The organism is Catalinimonas alkaloidigena, from assembly GCF_900100765.1.
Classification (GTDB): Bacteria; Bacteroidota; Bacteroidia; order Cytophagales; family Flexibacteraceae; genus Mooreia; species Mooreia alkaloidigena.
Map to the genome: position 1 here is coordinate 155,025 of NZ_FNFO01000010.1, position 19,574 is coordinate 174,598.

Sequence of the window (19,574 nt, forward strand, 5' to 3'; positions counted from 1 at the left end):
ACTGGCCGACACGTGGTCGATGATGATGTTGCCCACCGGGTTGCCCCCGATGGCATCGTCCCGCCGCCCCACGTAGGTCTCGCCCCGCCGAAAGCGCATGTGCCGGATCACCACGTCGTGCGTATCGATCCATACCGTCTCTCCGGCGACACAAATGCCGTCGCCCGGGGCAGTCTGTCCCGCAATGGTGATGTAAGGCGCACGGATGATGAGTGGGCTCTTCAGTTTGATGATGCCCGCCACGTTGAAGACGATGATGCGCGCCCCGCCCGTCTCGCAGGCTTCGCGCAAAGTGCCCGGCCCGTGGTCTTCCAGACTGGTCACCACGATGACCTTGCCACCCCGCCCGCCGAACGCGTACATGCCCCCGCCTTCGGCACCCGGAAACGCCGGAATGTCCGCCTGCGGCAGATCCGTCGGACGCGCGGCAAACAGGATGTAGGGCTTGCCCTGCCTGGCTTCCTCTTCGATGATGGGAAGCGCCTTCTCCCAAGCCTCGTCGGAGCGCTGCTCTGCCTCCTTCATATAAGCGGCCGTCGCCTGTTTGACCGAATCGGGAATGGACGGGTACTGGGCAAACGCCGGCGCAACCAGCATTCCTGCGAAAAGAAATCTGAGAAAATGAAAAAATGGTTTCTTCATATTAGGTTTGTCTGTTCTTCAGCCTACCTACGGTTGGGATGGCTGTTTATCATCATCATCATTGTAAAGGGTCGAACGTTCCGCCGTCCCATCCTATAGTCTGTTCCAGTTCGGGATTCTTCTGGATGTCGCTAGGACTGATCGGATCAAAGTAATAGCTGTCCGGAATCGCGATCTCTTGCTGTGTATCTAGGTTATACTCCTGATCTTCGAAGTAAAGTGTGTAGTTGTTGTCCAGATCAACGGTATCGCGAATGGCTTCGAACTGGCTGCGGGTAATGCCACTTTTTAAGGTGGTGCGCAGCCCTTTCCGTCGAGTGCCATTGAGCCTATCGAACATGCGCCAGCGACGGAGGTCCCAATAACGCTTGGCTTCGAACGCAAACTCCACCTGCCGCTCTTGCACAATAATTTCGAACAATTCATCGCGACTCATTCCGGCCGCCAGACCGTAGTTGCCGTCAGCACCTGGCTCGATCCCTGCACGTTCCCGCAGGCGCTTCAGCTGGGTGAGGGCTTCTTCACCCTGTCCCACCTCGTTGGCGGCCTCGGCAAAATTCATCATCACTTCTGCAAAGCGTATTTCAATCCAGTCCATATCACTGTCTTTGGATAGCGCTGGTGTCAGCATTACATTCACAGCTTTGCGGTTGAAAAAGCCAGTTGACGACGAGTTGACCGGCGTCTCTGCCCCTTGATAGGTCCACTGTTGTCGCCCCGACTGTACACCTTCGGCATTGGCCAGTTCCCATACGGCTCCATTGTACACGATGGTCGCGTAAAAACGGGGATCACGATTCTTCCAATAGTAATCTTCGTCGTAACCTGAATTGGGGTCGTCAATCGGCAACCCGTTGGCCATCGGGAACGCTTGCACCAAGTCCCACGTCGGTCGATTGCCATTGCCGCTTCCTTCAGTTAAGTTTCGTGGTCGTGAAGTGCCTTCGAAGCCATGTGTGATTTCGGGCCGCTGAAAGCGCTTCACGAAAATAGCTTCCGGATTGCCGTCGCTTACCTCGGTAAACCACAGGTTGGCAAAATCGGGGAAGAGACCATGGTTTGCTTGCTCCAACTCTGTTAACGCCTGCTTGTTCGCTTCGTAGGCCGCTTGCCACCGTTGCGCATCGTTGCCAGGGTTGAACTGGGGGCTGGCCCAATACAACAACGCACGCCCTTTGAGAGCCAATGCCGCGCCACGGGTAATCCGTCCTGCATCCGAAGCGGGCCATTGCGCAGGAAGGCGCTCAGCTGCCCGATCCAGATCCGCAAAAACTTGTTCAAACGTCGCCGCTGTGGGATCGCGCGTGACGTACAGTTCGTTGGGTTGACCGGGATCTTGGGGTTCCAGAACGATCGGCACGCCCCCCAGTTGTTTCACCAGGTTGAAATACACCCAGGCCCGAAGAAAGTAGGCCTGTCCTTCGATCAAACCCTTTTCTTCGTAATCGGGAGCCCTGTCCATTTCTACGAATAAGGTGTTCAGGTTGCGGATTTTGGTGTAATCGTTCAGGAGCGCAATCCCGGCCCCACTGGTGGTCAGCCGTCCGTACATGTAGGTAGTGGCACCATCTGTCTCATCCGACATAGAAGCCATTCCTCCAAAGCCTGGAAGAATTTCGCCGTACAGGCGGTTCAGATACAATGTAGCCAGCTCAGGATCTTCCCAGACCTGCTCGTTCAGACCGTCCAAGTCATTCTTTTCGAGCACGGACTCGCAACTAAAGAGCAACGTGGTGATTCCCAGCACTATCCAGTATTTTTTCATGTTCTCGGTTGTTTGGTCGTACTTACAAGGTGATGTCAATGCCTAGCGAGATATTCCGCATGAGGGGATAATCGAAGCCCATCGACTGGGCGGGGTCCTTGTACTTGACGTCATCGTACAAAATGAACAGGTTGGTACCCGTCAGCAGCACGCGGATGTCGGGAATGTATTTCGAACTGCTGGAGATAGACTTCGGCAAATTGTAGGACAGGCTCATGTTCCGCATGCGGATTTGTGTCCCGCTACGCATCCAGAAAGTGGAATTCACGTCAGCACCGCTATCAAAGGCACGGGGATATTCCGCATCCGGGTTGCTGGGTGTCCAGTGATCGGCCCAGAAGCTATAGGTGGTTAGCCCCAATCCGTCGCTACGTTCCTTGTCGAAATCCATGATGCCCCGGCGGGCAGGCTTGTCAACGAACTCACGCCCCCCGAGCTGTCCGTTGAAGGTGGTGTTAAAACTAAAGTTGCGCCACGACAAGCTGATACCCAGTCCCATGGGGACGCCCTGCCCAACATAAATGTTATCTTCGTCGTTTTCGTCGATCTTGCCGTCTGGTCCCTCTGAATAGTTCGCACCGCGGATGTCGCGGTAGTTCATCATACCTAGGGCGGGCGTCAGCCCAAAAATGGTGTAGTTCGGATTAGCCGCCAGGAGGGCGTCCAGTTCTTCCTGCGTACGGATGATCCCCGTAGCATAGTAGCCTTGCTCGCGATTTGTGCGTTTACCCACCATGCGCTGATACTCAGGTGCACCGGGGTTCTCTGCTTTGACAATCACTCGGTTGGTACTCAGCGCAAAGTTCCCTGATACACTGTATCTGAATTCTTCGCCGATGCGGCCGTTGTAGCCTAGTGCCATTTCGATGCCTTTGGCATTCATCACACCGTAGTTGATTTCTGGCAGACGCTGCACCCCCGCGGTGGTGGGCGTAGACGATTCCAAGTTGGTCAGGATATCGTACGTATGCTTAAAATAAGCATCCATACTCAGGTTAAACCGATTCTGGAACAGATTGGCGTCGAAGCCAACGTTATACATCTCAGTTTTTTCCCACGTGATAGAACGGTTGACGGCGTCCTTAGACTTTTGCAGCCCCAACACAAAAGCATCACCGAAATAGGCGGCGCTTCCGCTACCTAAGTCGTAGCGTTCACGCCACTGCCATGCTCCCACACCATCGTTCCCCAGCAAACCAGCCGAGGCGCGCAGCTTCAACTGGTTGACGAACGTAAGGGGCCTGAAAAAATTCTCTTCGGAGATGCGCCATCCCACAGAAACCGACGGAAAGAAGCCAAAGCGACTCTCAGGCGCGAAAATCTGGGAGCCGTCGCGACGGAATGTTCCTTCGAATAGGTACTTGTTGGCGAAACTGTAGTTGAGTCGTCCGATATACGACAACCGCCCCCCCTCACTGGCGTTGCCGTAAGCATCGGTATTGTCGTCTTTGGGCGCGGCACGCAGATATGGTACTCCTTTGATCAGGAAGTTTTCCCGACGGGCTCGAAACGTGTTGTACTCGTTTTCGGCTTGTTCGTAAATCAACAGAGCATTGATGCTGTGCTTGCCAAACGCACGGTCGTAGGCAAGCGAGGTATTGAACTGGTAACTGACGTTGTTGTCGTAGATCTCAAGGAGTTGATTTCCCTCTTGGGCTTGTACTTCCTGAACGACCTGATCTCCGATTAGGTGATTATTCTCACCATAGCGATTGAACTGATATAAGGTGTAAGGTACACGGTACTGTTTCGACCACGTGTCCCGGTTGTTGCGGTTGTAACGCATCGATACCTTTAAGCCTTTTACAAAGGGGACGCGGTAGTCGGCCGAGAGGTTCACGTTCATGCCGTTGTTTTTGTTCTTGATAAAGCCTGAAGACTCCTTAAACACTTCAAGTGGGTGCCACGTCCGGTTACGTTCAGTGACGGGTGCATCGGCACTGGGTAGGCCATTTATATAGGTTGGGTACCAGTCGGGCGTCAGCAGCAGGCCTTTGTACGAAATGCTCATTACCCCGCCATCTTCACCGTCTACATTAGGACGCTGGTCCTGGTTGATGTCGCCACTCAGGTTAACGGTTGCCGTCAGATCGCGCGTGATATCGGCTGTGACACTCGCCCGGATGTTGTATTTCCGGTATGTCAGATTGTCGAATGCGCCCGTTTCGTTGTAATAGGCCCCCCCAACAAAGTAGCGAACGTTGTCACTCCCACCGCTAATGTTCAGGGTGTTCCGGTTGGTCATAGGATTTTGCCAGGCGGCAGCTAGCCAGTCAGAACCAGGATGAGTCCGGAAATACTCCAGTTCGTCTTCGGTATAGCGCAACTGGGTCGGATCCTTATCGGGCGTAACACCCGCAATGTCGTAACGATCGTTCAGCATCATCGCCAAATGATAGCCATCCAGCCGCTCGGGTGTCCGGGTGGGCGTTGATAACCCATAAGTTGACTTGACGCTGATTTGTGGTTTGCCCACTTTTCCACGCTTTGTTTCGACCAGCACTACACCGTTGGCGGCCCGCGCGCCATATACCGCGGCGGAAGCATCTTTCAATAAAGAGATACTTTCAACCTCACTAGCATCCAGGGCATTGAAGTCTGCTTCTGTCGCGATTACCCCATTGATAACGTACAAAGGAGCCGTCCCGGTGGTGCCATACGTTCCCTGCTCTCGGATAGTAATTTTTGTTGCTTGTCCGGGACGGCTGGAGCGGGTCGCAAGGTTCAAACCCGGTACTTTTCCGTATAACGCCGCTCCCAGATTACCGACCGGCAAATCATTAATTTCGGCGGCGTCTACACTAGCGACAGAACCTAGCACTTCGGAGCGTTTTTTAGCGCCGTAGCCTACTACCACGACCTCTTCCAAATTCTGGATGTCTTCGTTCAGGACTACGTCGATCGTCGTGCGGCCCGCGACGGGAACTGTCTGTGCAGTGTAGCCAATGGACGAAAAGATCAGGGTATCGCTGGTGTTGGGCACGTTGATGCTGTAATGCCCTTCGACATCGGTGATGGTGCCGAGGGCCGTGCCTTTGACCAGAATGTTGACGCCCGGAATGCCTTCACCATCGGGTTGGGTGACTTTTCCGGCCACGGTCAGTTCGAGCCGGGGCGCCACAGTAGCCTCTTTCTTGTCCAGCAGCTCAACGGTATTGCGCGTGGGTTGCTGAGGCTGTCCCTGAGGTTGGATGGCCGGCAGCAGGGCTGTTTTGGGAAGGATGACGTACGTGTCGTCTTCTAATTTCTGGAAGCGTAATTCCAGGGGCGTGAGCAGATTTTCCAGTACATGCTCAATCTGCACATCGTTGAGGTCGGGCAGGGCGCTCTGCTTGTCTTCGACCAGATCGCTGCGGTAAAAAAAGGTGATCTTGAACTTTTTCGCCACGGCATCCAGCACCTCCGAGAGTTGCCGGTTTTGCTTCACGTCCGGTTGTTGGTCAGGCTTGATGCGTGTGGGAGTTGTCACGTGGGCCAGGGCGGGTTGCTGGGCCTGGAGGGCGAAATTCAGGCAAAACAGAACCACCCAGCCAATCGCATAGACAGGCCAACGGTTGAGTCGATTCATAAAGTAGGTGTTTAAGTACTATTCTTTCAATATCAGGCTATTTTCGTGCTCTTCGATGCGTAGACCAAACGACAGGCGCAGGGCTTCCAGTAGTTGCTCCAGGCGGTCGGATTTAATCGTGCCGGTGATCTGCTTGTTGCCCAGGTCGGGCGTTTCGATGCGGACTTCCATCTTGTAGCGTGCTTCGATAATGCTGGCGACCTCGCTAAGGGGGGTGGCTTCGAAAACGAACTGATGGTCTTTCCAGGCCAGGTAAGGGGCGGGCTTTACCACCTCCTGTTCCAACTGTTTGCTCTGGGCAGAGTACGCAACCCGATCGCCGGGTTGCATCCGCACGAGGTGGGGCTGACCGGCCAGTCGCAATTGTACGTTGCCCGATTCCAGCACAACGTCGGTTTTCTCGGCCGCTTCGCGTACGTTGAAACGGGTGCCGATGACCTCCACCGTAACGTCGCGGGTATGCACCTGGAACTTAACGGGCTTTCCGTCGGCAAGCTCTTCGCGAACGGTGAAATACGCTTCTCCTTCCAGTTGCACTTCGCGTACGGTGGCCTGGCTCCATTGACGGTCGTAGGTCAGTCGTGAGTCGCCGTTCAGCACTACTTTCGAACTGTCGGGCAACCAGAGGGTCAGCATCTCGCCGCGCTTGGTTTCGTAGTGTACGGGTACCTGCAGCCAGGCCCAGTAGCCGGAAGCCAGCAAGAGTAGCGTGGCCGCGATGCCGCCTGCCTGTTTCCAGGGGCGACGTTCCGTACGCCGGGGTGCCATGCGAGCCGTAAGGGACGTAACAGGGAGTTGGCGCCGGTTGATCTGCTGTTGTACACGCGCCAGCGCCTCGTCTAACTCTAGGGAGGTCAGACGCCGACGCTCGAAGTGCAGTTCTTCCACCAAGTGGCGCGCTTCGTCGATGACGGTCTCCTTGTCGGGATTGGCCGCCATCCAGCTTCGCCAGAAAGCCTCCGATACAGGATCGGGTCGTTGGACCCACCGTTGAAAGCTGGCGTCCAGGGCAAAATCTTCTGCCTCGAAATTCCGGTAGTCCATATACCCCTGCCGTTTAAATAGTAAGTAGATGCCGCCTCCTGCTTTATAACCTTTGGGCTCTTACAAAAAGTAAGAAGCCGCAGAATAGCACGGTAAATCTACTAAGCAAGTAAAACCCGAAAAGGTTTTATAACCCTTCCGGTCTAAAAAACTATCGGCAGGACAGCAAAGGGGTTAGAAGGGCAAAAAGCAAAATACAAAGCCACTCATGCCGATGGCCAGGCTGCGCAACAGGCTGGGATGCTTGCGGAGCCGCACTAAGGCTTTGTGCAGAAAATTCCGTACCGATTGTACGCTGACGCCCATCAGGTCCGAAATTTCCTCGAAGCTCATTTGATCGTAATACCGCAGGTAGAGGGCCTCGCGCTGACGCGAAGGCAGGTCGTCGATCGAGCGCTGCAGGGCGGTGTGGCGCTGGTGAAGGGCTTCGGATTCTACCAGCCGCTGCTCTACCGAACGTTCGCCTTCTGCGGGGACGACATTCAACTGCACGTCGCGACGCGACGTTTGCTTAAAAAGTTTGCGCCGTACGATGCGCATCATGTAGAAGCGAATTGACTGCACCTGGGGGTTGAGCGACGCGCGGTAATACCACACATCGGCAAAGGCCTCCTGCACACAATCGGCGACTAGGTCTTCTTCGGAAACGAGTCGTAGGCCATAATTGAGCAACTCTTCGTAGTAGCGACGGAACAAAGTGGTAAACGCCAGTTCATCGCCTTGGTGCAGCGCTTGCCAGAGTTGGCTGTCGCTCGGAGAGGTGGTTCCCTTCAGCATCATTGAGGTGGAAAAATGGTGGTGTATAGGGTTACTGCGTCAAGCAATATATTAAATATTGGGTAATATACTATACAAAAAGGGCATATAACAACTCATTCTGTGCTTATCCCAAGACAAACGTTTGACAAAACATTGCGCGTTGGGCAGGCGCTTTTGCCCGGTAGCGAGACGCTCTACCGGAGGTTTTTTCCGCTCTGTTTTTAGGCTCCCGCCGCCAGATTTTCTCGGGTCGAGAGTTATAAACGACGCGGCCTTTCACTCTACTCTCGTAAAAACGCCGCAGTGAAATCTTTTCTGACCGCCGCGCTTGTCCTGCTCCCTGCCACGCTGGGTTGGGCACAGACGGTGACCGGCGAACCCGCCGCCATCCCCCCGGTTCCTACGATCTACCAGACCGAGCCCTGGGAAGATCCGCTCGTGTGCGGTATTAATAGAGAACCTGCGCGCGCCACGGCATACTCATTTGCCCACGTGGCGGACGCAATTTCTTGCGATCGTACGAAAACCACCCGCCTGATCTCACTCAACGGCACCTGGGACTTCCGCTTTGCGACGCATCCGGGCGAGGCACCGCAGGATTTCTGGCAAGGCCGGGTGCGCGGCTGGGACACGATCACGGTGCCCTCCAACTGGGAACTGAACGGCTACGACATTCCGATTTACAAAAGCGCGGTCTACCCGTTTCGGCCCATTGATCCGCCGCGTGTTCCGAAAGACTACAACGGAGTCGGTTCGTACCAGCGGACCTTCACGGTGCCCGCCGACTGGCAGGGGATGAATGTGACGCTCCACTTCGGCGGCGTGAGCTCTGCCTTCAAAGTCTGGGTGAACGGCAAGTTTCTGGGTTACGGTGAAGATAGTTGCCTCCCGTCGGAGTTTAACGTGACGCCGTATTTGCAGGAAGGCGAAAACGTGGTGTCGATGCAGGTGATCCGCTGGAGCGACGGTGCGTACCTCGAAGACCAGGACCACTGGCGCATGAGTGGCATCCAGCGCGAAGTGCTGCTGCTGGCCGAACCGCCGCTCCGCCTGTTCGATTTCCGCTGGCAGGCGAAACTCGATTCTGCCTACGAAGACGCCGTGCTGAGCATCCGCCCGAAGGTGGAAAACCTGACGGGCGATTCGGTGCCCGGCTACCGGATCAAAGCCCAACTCTACGACGCGCAACAGCAACCCGTTTTTGCCGAACCGATGGACACCACGGTGGAATCGCTGCTGAACGAATCGTACCCCCGCCTCGACAACGTGAAGTTCGGCTTCTTCGAGCGGACGGTGCGCAATCCCCTGAAGTGGAGCGACGAAACGCCGAACCTCTATACGCTGGTGATTTCGTTGGAAGATTCGACAGGTCAGGTGCTGGAAGCGAAAAGCTGCCGCGTCGGCTTCCGGAGCATCGAATTTTCGGACGACGACCGCAAGCTGCTGATCAATGGCAAGGTGACGTATCTCTACGGCGTGAACCGTCACGACCACGATCCGGTGAAGGGCAAGGCGCTGTCGCGGGACGACATCCGCCGCGACGTGGAGACGATCAAACGCTTCAATTTTAACTGCATCCGCACGAGCCACTACCCGAACGATCCGTACTTCTACGACCTGTGCGACGAATACGGCATTCTGGTGATGGACGAGGCGAACCTGGAAACGCACGGCCAGGGTGGGTTGCTGAGCAACGACCCGCAGTGGACCCACGCGTTTATGGAGCGCAGCTCGCGCATGGTGCTCCGCGACAAAAATCATCCGTCCGTCATCATCTGGAGCTTGGGCAATGAGTCGGGGCGCGGCCCGAACCACGCCGCCATGGCCGCCTGGGTGCACGATTTCGACATCACCCGTCCGGTGCATTACGAACCGGCACAGGGCAGTCCGGCCCTGCCGGGTTACATCGCGCCGAACGAGCCGGGCTACCCGAAAGACCACGCCCACCGCGTGCAGGTGCCCGCCGATCAGTACTACGTCGATATGGTCAGTCGCTTCTATCCCGGCCTGTTCACGGTCGATCTGCTGGCGAACCAACCCGGCGACAACCGCCCGATCCTGTTCGTGGAGTACTCCCACTCAATGGGCAACTCGACCGGCAACATGAAAGAATTCTGGGACGCGTTTCGGTCGACGCCCCGGATCATCGGCGGCTGCATCTGGGACTTCAAAGACCAGGGACTGCTGAAAACGGATTCGGCGACCGGCCAACCCTTTTATGCCTACGGGGGCGATTTCGGGGAGCCCCTACACGACGGCAATTTCTGCATCAACGGAATTGTGGCCTCGGACGGACGCCCCAAAGCGGCGCTCTACGAATGCAAGCACGTCTACCAACCTGTTACCAGCGAACTGATCGACGCCACAAAAGGTCTGATCCGGGTCCGGAACCGCCACGCGGCCAAGTCACTGGAGGAGTACAACGTCACCTTTCGGGTGCAGGAAGACGGCAAAGTGGTGGTCGACAAAGCGCTTCCGTCGCTGTCGCTCGCGGCCGGACAAGATACCGTTATGGATGTAAGTCGTTACCTCCCTCGCTTCAAATCGGGGGCGGAATACCTCGCCAGTCTCCACTTCACCCTCTCCCACAACGAACCGTGGGCTCCGCAGGGCCACGAAGTTGCGTACGACCAGTTTGCGCTGACCGGGTTGCCCGTCGCAACGGCTTCTAAAACTAAATCTTCTGTAACAGTCGAAGAAGGAGCCGACGGCTACGTGCTGAGCGGAAAAGGTTTTCAGGTGACGATCTCCAAACGCAACGGGGCGCTGACCTCGTATGTCTGGAACGGGCAGGAACAGATCGAAGCGCCCTTCCTGCCCCACTTCACCCGGCCGCTGACCGACAACGACGACAAAGGCTGGAAGCCGGACGAGCTTCTACACGAATGGTACGCCGCCGAACCAACCCTCGAACGCATCGCGTGCGCCCCTGGTCCCGACGGGCTTACCCAACACGTCACCAGCCACTACACCCTGATTAGCGACAGCGCCACGGTGCAGGTGACCTACACGGTGAACGGCGACGGTGTGCTGAAAGTAGCATACGCACTGACCCCTGATCCGGCTCTGTCGAACCTGCCGAAGGTCGGGATGCAGGGCGGGATTCGTGCTGGTTACGACCAATTGACCTGGTACGGACGCGGGCCGCTGGAGAATTACGTCGACCGCCGCTCGGGTTTTGCCACCGCCGTCTACACGCAGCCGCTTTCCGACTTCATGGAGCCGTACGTCCGCCCGCAAGAAAACGGCAACCGCACCGACGTCCGCTGGATGTTCCTCTCCAATGCAACGGGCAATGGATTGCTGGTGGTGGCCGACAGTCTGCTGAGCATGAGCGCCTGGCCTTATACCGAAGAAAATATCAACGCGGCGAAACACACGTTCGACCTGAAGGACGCAGGTTACCTTACGCTAAACCTTGATCTGGAACAGATGGGCATCGGGGGCAACGACAGTTGGTCGGAAGTGGGTGCGCCGCTGGAACAATACCAGATCCCGCCCCGGCCGTACCGCTACATATTCTACCTCCAACCGATCCGGTCTTCGGGAAAGAACCTCAGTGCCACCGCCCGAAAGATCCGTTTTTAATCGCCCTTCCATTCCATGATCCGTTTCCGACTTTTCTTTCTTTTGCTTCTTCTCCCGCAGGCGTTGTGGGCGCAACCGCTCCGGCTGCTGCAGACCGGGCACGTGCCGCAGACGGCCAAGCCGTGGGTGTTCTGGTACTGGATGAAAGCGTCGGTGTCGAAAGCGGGAATCACGGCCGACCTGGAAGCGATGCAGGAAGCGGGCATCGGCGGGGCGTACCTGATGCCGATCATGGGGCCGACCGATCCGCCCTTGATGGAGCCGCCCGTCAATCAACTTACCCCGGAGTGGTGGGCGATGGTGCGCCACGCGATGCAGGAAGCGAAACGGCTGGGGCTGGAACTTGCCATGCACGAGAGTGACGGCTTTGCCCTGGCCGGAGGGCCGTGGATTACCCCCGAACTGTCGATGCAAAAGGTGGTCTGGACCGAGACGCAGGTAAAAGGCGGACAGACGTTTCAGGATACGTTGGACCAGCCCGAGACACTGGAAGATTATTACCGCGACCTTGCGGTGTTTGCGTTCCCCACGCCGCCCGGGGCCAAGCATTCGACACAAACCCTTAAACCAACCGTAACGACCAGTCAGTCGGACGTGGACGCTACGTTTCTGGCGTACGCCGGTCAGAAACGCCAAAGCCCCGACGCACCCTGGAATCAGGAAGGCGGGAAAGATCAGTTTCGCAGCGACGGTCCGGCCTGGATTCAGTACGCCTTTGCGGAACCCTTCACCGCCCGCTCGGTCCTGATCCGCACGAAAGGCAACAACGTACAGTCGCACCGGCTGCGCATCGAAGCGAGCGACGACGGCCAAACGTTTCGAGCCGTGGCGCAACTGGAACCGCCCCGCCACGGCTGGCAGGACACCGACGCCGACGTCACCCATACCATCCCGCCGACCACCGCCCGCTACTTCCGTTTCCACTTCGATCCGGCCGGTTCCGAGCCGGGGGCCGAAGACCTGGACGCGGCCAAGTGGAAACCAACCCTGAAAATCGCGGGCATCGAATTGTCGGGTGCGCCGCGGATTCATCAGTTCGAAGGAAAAAGCGGGGCCGTCTGGCGCATCAGTCCGCGTACTACCCCAGAACAACTCCCCGATTCGCTGTGCATTCCGCATGAAGCGATGGTGGATCTAACCGATCACCTGGATGCCCAAGGCCGCCTGACCTGGGAAGTACCCGAAGGCAACTGGACGATTCTCCGCATGGGTCATACTTCGACCGGACATACCAACGCAACGGGCGGCGCGGGACAGGGACTAGAATGTGACAAATTCAACCCGGAAGCGATTCGGAAGCAATTCGACGGCTGGTACGGCGAAGCAATCCGGCAAATGGGACCGGAACTGGCCGAAGACGTTTTAAAAGTATTCCACATCGACAGTTGGGAGTGCGGCAGCCAGAACTGGTCGCCGGTGTTCCGAGCCGAGTTTCAGAAGCGGCGCGGCTACGACCTCCTGCCCTACCTCCCCGTGCTGGCGGGCGTCCCCATCGGCAATAGGGACTCGTCCGAGCGGTTTTTGTATGACGTGCGCCAGACCATCGCGGAGCTGGTCACCGATACGTTTTACGAGCTGATGGCCCAGCAAGCCTACGCGAAAGGCGACCGGTTCAGTGCCGAGTGTGTCGCCCCGACGATGCTCGCCGACGGCATGCGCCACTACGAGAAGGTCGACATCCCGATGGGCGAATTCTGGTTGCGGAGCCCGACCCACGACAAACCCAACGACATGCAGGATGCCCTGTCGGGTGCGCACATCTACGGCAAACCGATCGTGCAGGCCGAAGCATTTACCGAACTGCGCATCCTATGGGACGAGCACCCCGCGATGCTGAAAGCCTTGGAGGACCGTAACTATGCCCTGGGCATCAACCGGATGGTCTACCACGTCTTCACGCACAACCCCTGGCTGGACCGCCAACCCGGCATGACACTCAACGGCGTGGGACTTTACTTCCAGCGCGACCAGACTTGGTGGAAGCCGGGACGCGCGTGGGTCGAATACGCACAACGCTGCCAGGAACTCCTCCAGCAAGGCACGCCCGTCGCCGACCTGGCCGTGTTTACGGGTGAAGAGCTGCCGCGCCGCTCCATTCTGCCCGACCGGCTGGTGCCGATTTTGCCGGGGCTATTCGGGCCGGAACGCGTGGCCGCCGAGAAGGAGCGTTTGCAAAACGAAGGACAGCCGCTGCGTGAGTTTCCGAAGGGCGTCACCAGCACCGCCAACTTCGCCGAGCCTGCCGACTGGGTAAATCCGCTGCACGGCTACGCCTACGATTCATTTAACAAAGATGCCTTGATACGACTGGCCGAGGTGCGCGATGGTCGCATTGTGCTGCCCGGCGGTGCGAGCTACGGCATCCTCATTATTCCCGGTGATCGCCGCATGTCGCCCAACGCCGAATTGATGACGCCCGAAGTCGCGACGCGCCTCCTCGCCCTGGTCGAAGCGGGGGCCACGATCCTGATGCAGGAACGGCCGGAACGCTCGCCCAGTCTGGTCGACGCTAGTGCGGCAGACAGCACGGTACGACGAGTGGCCGCGACCCTGTGGGACGGCGAATGGACTCCGTTAGCGGAAGGACTTTCTATGAAAAAAGTCGGCAAAGGGCGGTTGCTGCGCGGGGTCTGTTCCGCCGAAACGCTGGACGCGCTTGGGCTTGCGCGTGACCTGGTGGTGCAGGAAGGAAATCCTGCCTACGCAGAAGACATCGCGTACACCCACCGCACGGGGCCTGACTTTGACATCTACTTCCTCTCCAACCAGCAGGACCAATCCCGTACGCTAACGGTATCGTTGCGGGCGGGCGGGCAGGCACCTGAAGTATATAACCCCGTCACGCAGGACACCTACGCCGCCACCGACGTGCACGAACAATCGGGCAGAACCCAATTCTCGCTTACGCTGGAGCCGCACGGTTCCCGCTTCATTCTGCTTCGCCAATTATCCGCTGACCAATCATTGACTACAGTTCCCGAAACACAAGCTGTCAAGAAACTGGACGGGCGCTGGCAGGTGCAGTTCGACCCCGCTGCCCGGGGGCCGAAAAAAGTGCTCAAAATGAACGAATTACAAGACTGGTCGACCCGCGCCGAGCCGGAAGTAAAATACTACGCCGGTACCGCGACGTATACCCAGAAATTTTCCTGGAAACCGGAGGGTAACGCCTCAACGCGTGTCTGGCTGGACCTGGGCGACGTCGCCAACCTGGCGGAAGTCTGGGTGAACGGAGAAGCGTGCGGCGTGGCCTGGACCGCCCCCTACCGCATCGACATCACGAAGGCCTTACGTCCCGGCAAAAACGAGTTACGGATCGCGGTAACCAACACGTGGGCGAACCGCCTGATCGGCGACCACGCCCTACCCGAAGACGAGCGCCCGACCTGGTCGACCGTCCCGTACATCCTGGAAGGCGAACCCCTTCTGAAAGCCGGGTTGCTGGGACCGGTCCGACTCCTGAAAGCCGCTCCGACCGATTCAGCCGCGCAACGCAGTCGGTAATTCTTTACGCATTCACATTCGACAGCACTACATGTTACGTTCTTCGTTTACGAACCTTTTTCTCCTCAGTGGCCTCCTGGCCCTTGTCGGTGCGGGCTGCGCCGGTTCCAAATCAGACGCCGAAACGGCCGGGCAAGGTCAAGCCGTTGCCTCCACCGACTCGGTGCCCGAGGTCGTGCCGGATTCGGTGATGCAGCGGATCTACGAGACGGTCAAAACGCCGCACAAGTACGGGCTGATACTCACGCCTCCCGCCGACGACAAAAAGCTGGACTGCCCCAGCGTGTTCCGCGAGGGCGATCGGTGGTACATGACCTACATCGTCTACGACGGTCGAGGTTACGAAACCTGGCTGGCCGAAAGCCCCGACTTGTTGCAGTGGACTACGACGGGCAAAATCATGTCGTTCACCGACACAACCGACTGGGACACCAACCAGAAAGCGGCCTACATCGCGCTGGAAGACTACGAATGGGGCGGTAATTATCAGTGGCAGCAGTACGACGGCAAGTACTGGATGTCATATTTCGGCGGATCGAGCCGTGGCTACGAACAGGGACTGCTGTCCATCGGCATTGCCTACTCGGAACAGGACCCGACCCAACCGCACGAGTGGCAGCGCCTGGAAAAGCCGGTGTTGAAGGCTACCGACGAGGACGCCCGTTGGTGGGAAAACAACACGATCTACAAAAGCTCCGTGATCTGGGACAAGGAAGAGCGCCTGGGCTACCCCTTCCTGATGTACTACAACGCGAAGGGCGACAGCCTCAATCCCAAGCGCGGCAAGGAGCGCATCGGGATGGCCGTTTCAAACGACATGCGCACGTGGGAGCGCTACCATCCGGAACCGATCCTCGACCACTTTACCGGCATTACGGGCGACCCGGTCATTCAGAAAATCGGGGATGTCTTCGTGATGTTTTACTTTGGTGCGTTCTGGAAGGATCGCCCCAAAGAGGCGTTCAACCGCTTTGCCTGTTCGTACGACCTGGAACACTGGACCGACTGGCAGGGCGAAGACCTGATCCATTCTTCGGAACCGTATGACGACCTATTCGCGCACAAATCGTTCGTTGTGAAACATGACGGCGTGGTGTATCACTTCTACTGTGCCGTCAACAAAGCCGACCAGCGGGGCATCGCCGTCGCCACGTCGAAAGATCTGGGAGAAAGTACGGTTCACTTCGCCCAGCGATGATCTGGAATCGCCTTTGTTTAGTCCTCTCCCTCCTGTCATTTCGCCCGCAGGGAGAAATCTTCTATCTTCTAGAACGAGATTTCTCACTGACGTTCGAACCGGGTCGCCGGCCACCGTGGCAGCGGGCGATGATAAAAGTGACTGAGGTCATAATTTCTATCTGCTGCAAGCATTCTGCTTGCGGGACTAGACAAGGTATATAGTGACAACCAAGAACTTTGCTTTACTGGCATTTCCAATGCGTTTTCCATTAACCCTTTTCTCTTTTGCCCTCCTCTGCCTTCTTTCCAGCTGTTCTTCCTCGGATTCGGAGCGGGAGGCGGAGCCATCGCCACGGCGGCGGATGAGTTTCAACGACGACTGGCAGTTCTTTTTGGGCGACGATTCGGCAGCAATTGATCCGGCGTTTGACGATGCGGATTGGCGAACCCTACGGTTGCCGCACGACTGGAGCATCGAAGGAGAATTCAGTGAGGACAACCCCGCCAAACCGGAGGGCGGCGGGCTGCCGACAGGCGTGGCGTGGTACCGGAAAACGTTTACGCTGCCGGATTCAGGGGCGGGGCGCCACGTCTTTATCGACTTCGACGGGATTTACCGGAACAGTGAAGTATGGATCAACGGTCATTCGCTGGGCGTGCGGCCGAACGGCTACATCTCGTTTCGCTACGACCTGACGCCTTACCTGCACGCGGACGATCGCGCGAACGTGCTGGCGGTGCGGGTCGATAACGCCGGACAGCCCAATTCGCGGTGGTATTCGGGGTCGGGGATTTACCGGAACGTCTGGCTCGTGACCACCGGCCCGGCGTACGTGGACCACTGGGGCACGTTCGTCACCACGCCGCAAGTCGACTCGGCCGCGGCGCAAGTGGAAGTGGCGATCCGGCTGCAACGTGACGATTCCGTAACCGGCGACCTGACCGTACAGACCGTGTTGCTGGATGCAGAGGGGAATCAGGTCAATGAGGAATCGCTACCCTCGACAGTGGTCGGCGGTTCGTCCATCCGCCTGAAACAGCAACTCACCATTGCCCATCCTACGTGGTGGTCGGTGGATCGGCCGACACTCTACACCGCCGTGACGGAAGTGCGGCTGGACGGAAAACTGACGGATCGTTACGAGACGCTGTTCGGCATCCGCACCTTTCGTTTCGACGCCGAAAAAGGGTTTTTCCTGAACGGACAGCCCCTGAAAATCCTGGGTGTCTGCAACCACCACGACCTGGGCGCGCTGGGCGCCGCCGTCAATACCCGCGCGATGGAGCGGCAACTGGAAATCCTGAAAGCGATGGGCTGCAACGCCATCCGCACGGCACACAATCCACCTGCGCCGGAACTGCTTGACCTGTGTGACCGGATGGGCTTTCTGGTGATGGACGAGTCGTTCGACATGTGGCGGAAGAAAAAAACCAACCAGGATTACCACCTCGACTTCCCCGAGTGGCACGCACGGGATTTGCAGGACATGGTGCTCCGCGACCGCAACCATCCGTCCATCTTTATGTGGAGCATCGGCAACGAAATCCGCGAGCAGTTCGACAGCACCGGCCTGACGATTACGCCGGAACTGGTCCAACTCGTGAAAGACCTCGACACCACCCGGCCCGTCACTTCCGCCCTGACCGAGAATATTCCCGAGAAGAACTTCATCTCCCAGTCGGGGGCGTTGGATGTGCTGGGTTTCAACTACAAACACGAAGCGTACCCCGAACTGCCGCAGCGTTTTCCTGGTCAGAAGTTCATCGCGACGGAGAACAATTCGGCTCTCGCCACGCGGGGTCATTACGACATGCCCTCCGACAGCATCCGCCGCTGGCCTGAGGCGTACAACGTGCCGCTGAAAGGCGCGAACGACGACTGGACCGTTTCGGCGTACGATAACGTCTCGGCCTATTGGGGCTCGACCCACGAGGAGACGTGGCGCGTGATCAAAAAATATCCGTTTCTGTCCGGCATGTTCATCTGGACCGGCTTCGATTACTTGGGCGAACCGATCCCCTACCCCTGGCCCGCCCGCAGCTCCTACTTCGGGGTGATCGACCTCGCCGGTTTTCCGAAGGATGCCTACTACCTCTACCAGAGCGAATGGACGAACGACGAGCCCGTGCTGCACGTCTTTCCGCACTGGAACTGGAAACCCGGCCAAACAGTGGACGTCTGGGCCTACTACAACCAGGCCGACGAGGTGGAACTGTTTTTAAACGGCGAATCGCTGGGCACCCGTGCCAAAGGCGACGACGAATTTCACGTGATGTGGCGCGTCCCATACCAACCCGGTACCATCAAAGCCATCTCCCGCAAGAACGGCGAAACTGTCCTCACCCGTGAGATTCACACCGCTGGAGCACCAGCCAAAATCGAACTCGTGGCGGATCGTGACCGCCTCACTGCCGACGGACGCGACCTGTCGTTCGTGACCGTGAAGATTCTGGATGCGGATGGCAACCTGGTGCCTCATGCCGACCACCTCGTGCAGTTCCAGGTCGAGGGCGAAGGCGAATTGGTCGGCGTCGACAACGGCTACCAGGCAAGTATGGAGTCGTTCAAAGCCGACCATCGGAAGGCGTTCAACGGCTTGTGTCTGGCCATTGTGCAGACGACAGAGAACGCTGGGACGATCACGCTGCAAGCGCAGGCCGAAGGACTGGAATCAGCCTCCGTTACCCTTACCACGAAAAATTGACAATACAGACGTTAGGCGTACCCCTTTTACCTATCCGACACCCAATGAAAGGGGTACGTCTCTATGCGTATTTTTTGAGACCGCTCAGGGCATTGACACCCATGCCGACCGTGATGGCATCTTCGGCCACCGCGAAAATCCAGTCGGGCCAGCCCGATTTCTCAACCAGGGCTTTCCGTACGTAAAAACCCACGAACGTCCCAGCCAGAGCCGCCACGCCGCCCAATACGGCCCCCACAGTTGCCTCTTCTTTTTCGTACTGACTCAGCACCGCACCGGTCATGGCACCCAACGCCACACGTCCGAACAAAGCCGGAGGATCAGTCCGGTTCGGTACGCCGGGCATTTTATCGCCGATCAGTTCTCCGACAGCCAGGGCCGTGAGTGTCCAGGCGACGCCTTCTTTTTGAAACCAGGTGAGGGGAATCTCTGGGGCAGGTTCTGACGTGTGGGCGCTAACGTGCTGTGAGATCAACGCCAATCCGCTAAACGAGCGCAGTCCGGAGATGAAACCCAGGCTTAGCGTCTGGCGCAAAAGTTTGTTTTTCAGGATAGACATACAGATGAAAGACCTGATGTAAAAATGGTTTTCTCCTACTACGCGAACGGGGTGGCGACAGATGTAGATGGGCTGAAATTTTCTCCTGACAGGTTGCCCTCTGTCAATCGAGCGGGGGGCGTAGCGTAACGTGATTTTCAGGAAACGCTGTGCCAACGGGTTGGGGTGCGCTTGCCCGAAGTAACAAATCCACCCGAAAACTACCTTTCCAGAAGCCTTCCCCGCCCCATTTACGTATTGTTACAGTCTGGTTATGAACAA

General features: G+C 57.5%; 9 protein-coding genes and 1 pseudogene. 4 read left to right on the forward strand and 6 right to left on the reverse strand.

Translation table 11 applies throughout. The annotated features are described in order from the left end of the window. The 5 genes and pseudogenes from BLR44_RS22010 to BLR44_RS22030 form a co-directional block, all read right to left on the reverse strand. Positions 1-597, reverse strand: a pseudogene (locus BLR44_RS22010) (polysaccharide lyase); the annotation flags it as partial. Positions 598-700: 103 nt separating this feature from the next. Beyond that, a complete protein-coding gene (locus tag BLR44_RS22015; RefSeq protein WP_089686195.1) occupies positions 701-2,407 on the reverse strand; it encodes a RagB/SusD family nutrient uptake outer membrane protein in 1,707 nt (568 codons plus the stop codon). Positions 2,408-2,429: 22 nt separating this feature from the next. After that, a complete protein-coding gene (locus tag BLR44_RS22020; RefSeq protein ID WP_089686196.1) occupies positions 2,430-5,975 on the reverse strand; it encodes a SusC/RagA family TonB-linked outer membrane protein in 3,546 nt (1,181 codons plus the stop codon). A gap of 18 nt (positions 5,976-5,993) precedes the next feature. Then, entirely contained in the window at positions 5,994-7,019 is a 1,026-nt protein-coding gene (locus BLR44_RS22025; protein ID WP_089686198.1) for a FecR family protein, read from the reverse strand. Between the two features lie 174 nt (positions 7,020-7,193). Then, positions 7,194-7,799, reverse strand: coding sequence for an RNA polymerase sigma factor (locus BLR44_RS22030; protein ID WP_089686199.1), 606 nt, complete (start codon positions 7,797-7,799; stop codon positions 7,194-7,196). Positions 7,800-8,081: 282 nt separating this feature from the next. Here BLR44_RS22030 and BLR44_RS22035 point away from each other — a divergent pair, with 282 nt between their 5' ends. The 4 genes from BLR44_RS22035 (at position 8,082) to galB (ending at position 18,754) form a co-directional block, all read left to right on the forward strand. Further along, positions 8,082-11,366 carry a glycoside hydrolase family 2 TIM barrel-domain containing protein gene (locus BLR44_RS22035; RefSeq protein WP_218127149.1) on the forward strand — a complete coding sequence of 1,095 codons (3,285 nt, stop codon included), beginning with the start codon at positions 8,082-8,084 and terminating at the stop codon, positions 11,364-11,366. 15 nt (positions 11,367-11,381) lie between these two features. Further along, positions 11,382-14,870: a glycosyl hydrolase gene (locus BLR44_RS22040; protein ID WP_089686201.1), complete on the forward strand. Its 3,489-nt coding sequence runs from the start codon at positions 11,382-11,384 to the stop codon at positions 14,868-14,870. A gap of 31 nt (positions 14,871-14,901) precedes the next feature. Further along, positions 14,902-16,068, forward strand: a complete 1,167-nt coding sequence (locus BLR44_RS22045; RefSeq protein ID WP_089686203.1) for a glycoside hydrolase family protein — start codon at positions 14,902-14,904, stop codon at positions 16,066-16,068. 343 nt (positions 16,069-16,411) lie between these two features. Then, positions 16,412-18,754 (forward strand): beta-galactosidase GalB, encoded by a 2,343-nt coding sequence (gene galB, locus BLR44_RS22050; protein ID WP_245706141.1) that lies wholly within the window; start codon positions 16,412-16,414, stop codon positions 18,752-18,754. A 61-nt stretch (positions 18,755-18,815) separates the two neighbouring features. Here the strand turns inward: galB and BLR44_RS22055 are convergent, their stop codons facing one another. Then, a complete protein-coding gene (locus BLR44_RS22055) occupies positions 18,816-19,313 on the reverse strand; it encodes a DUF4126 family protein (RefSeq protein ID WP_089686207.1) in 498 nt (165 codons plus the stop codon). Positions 19,314-19,574 lie beyond the last annotated feature (261 nt).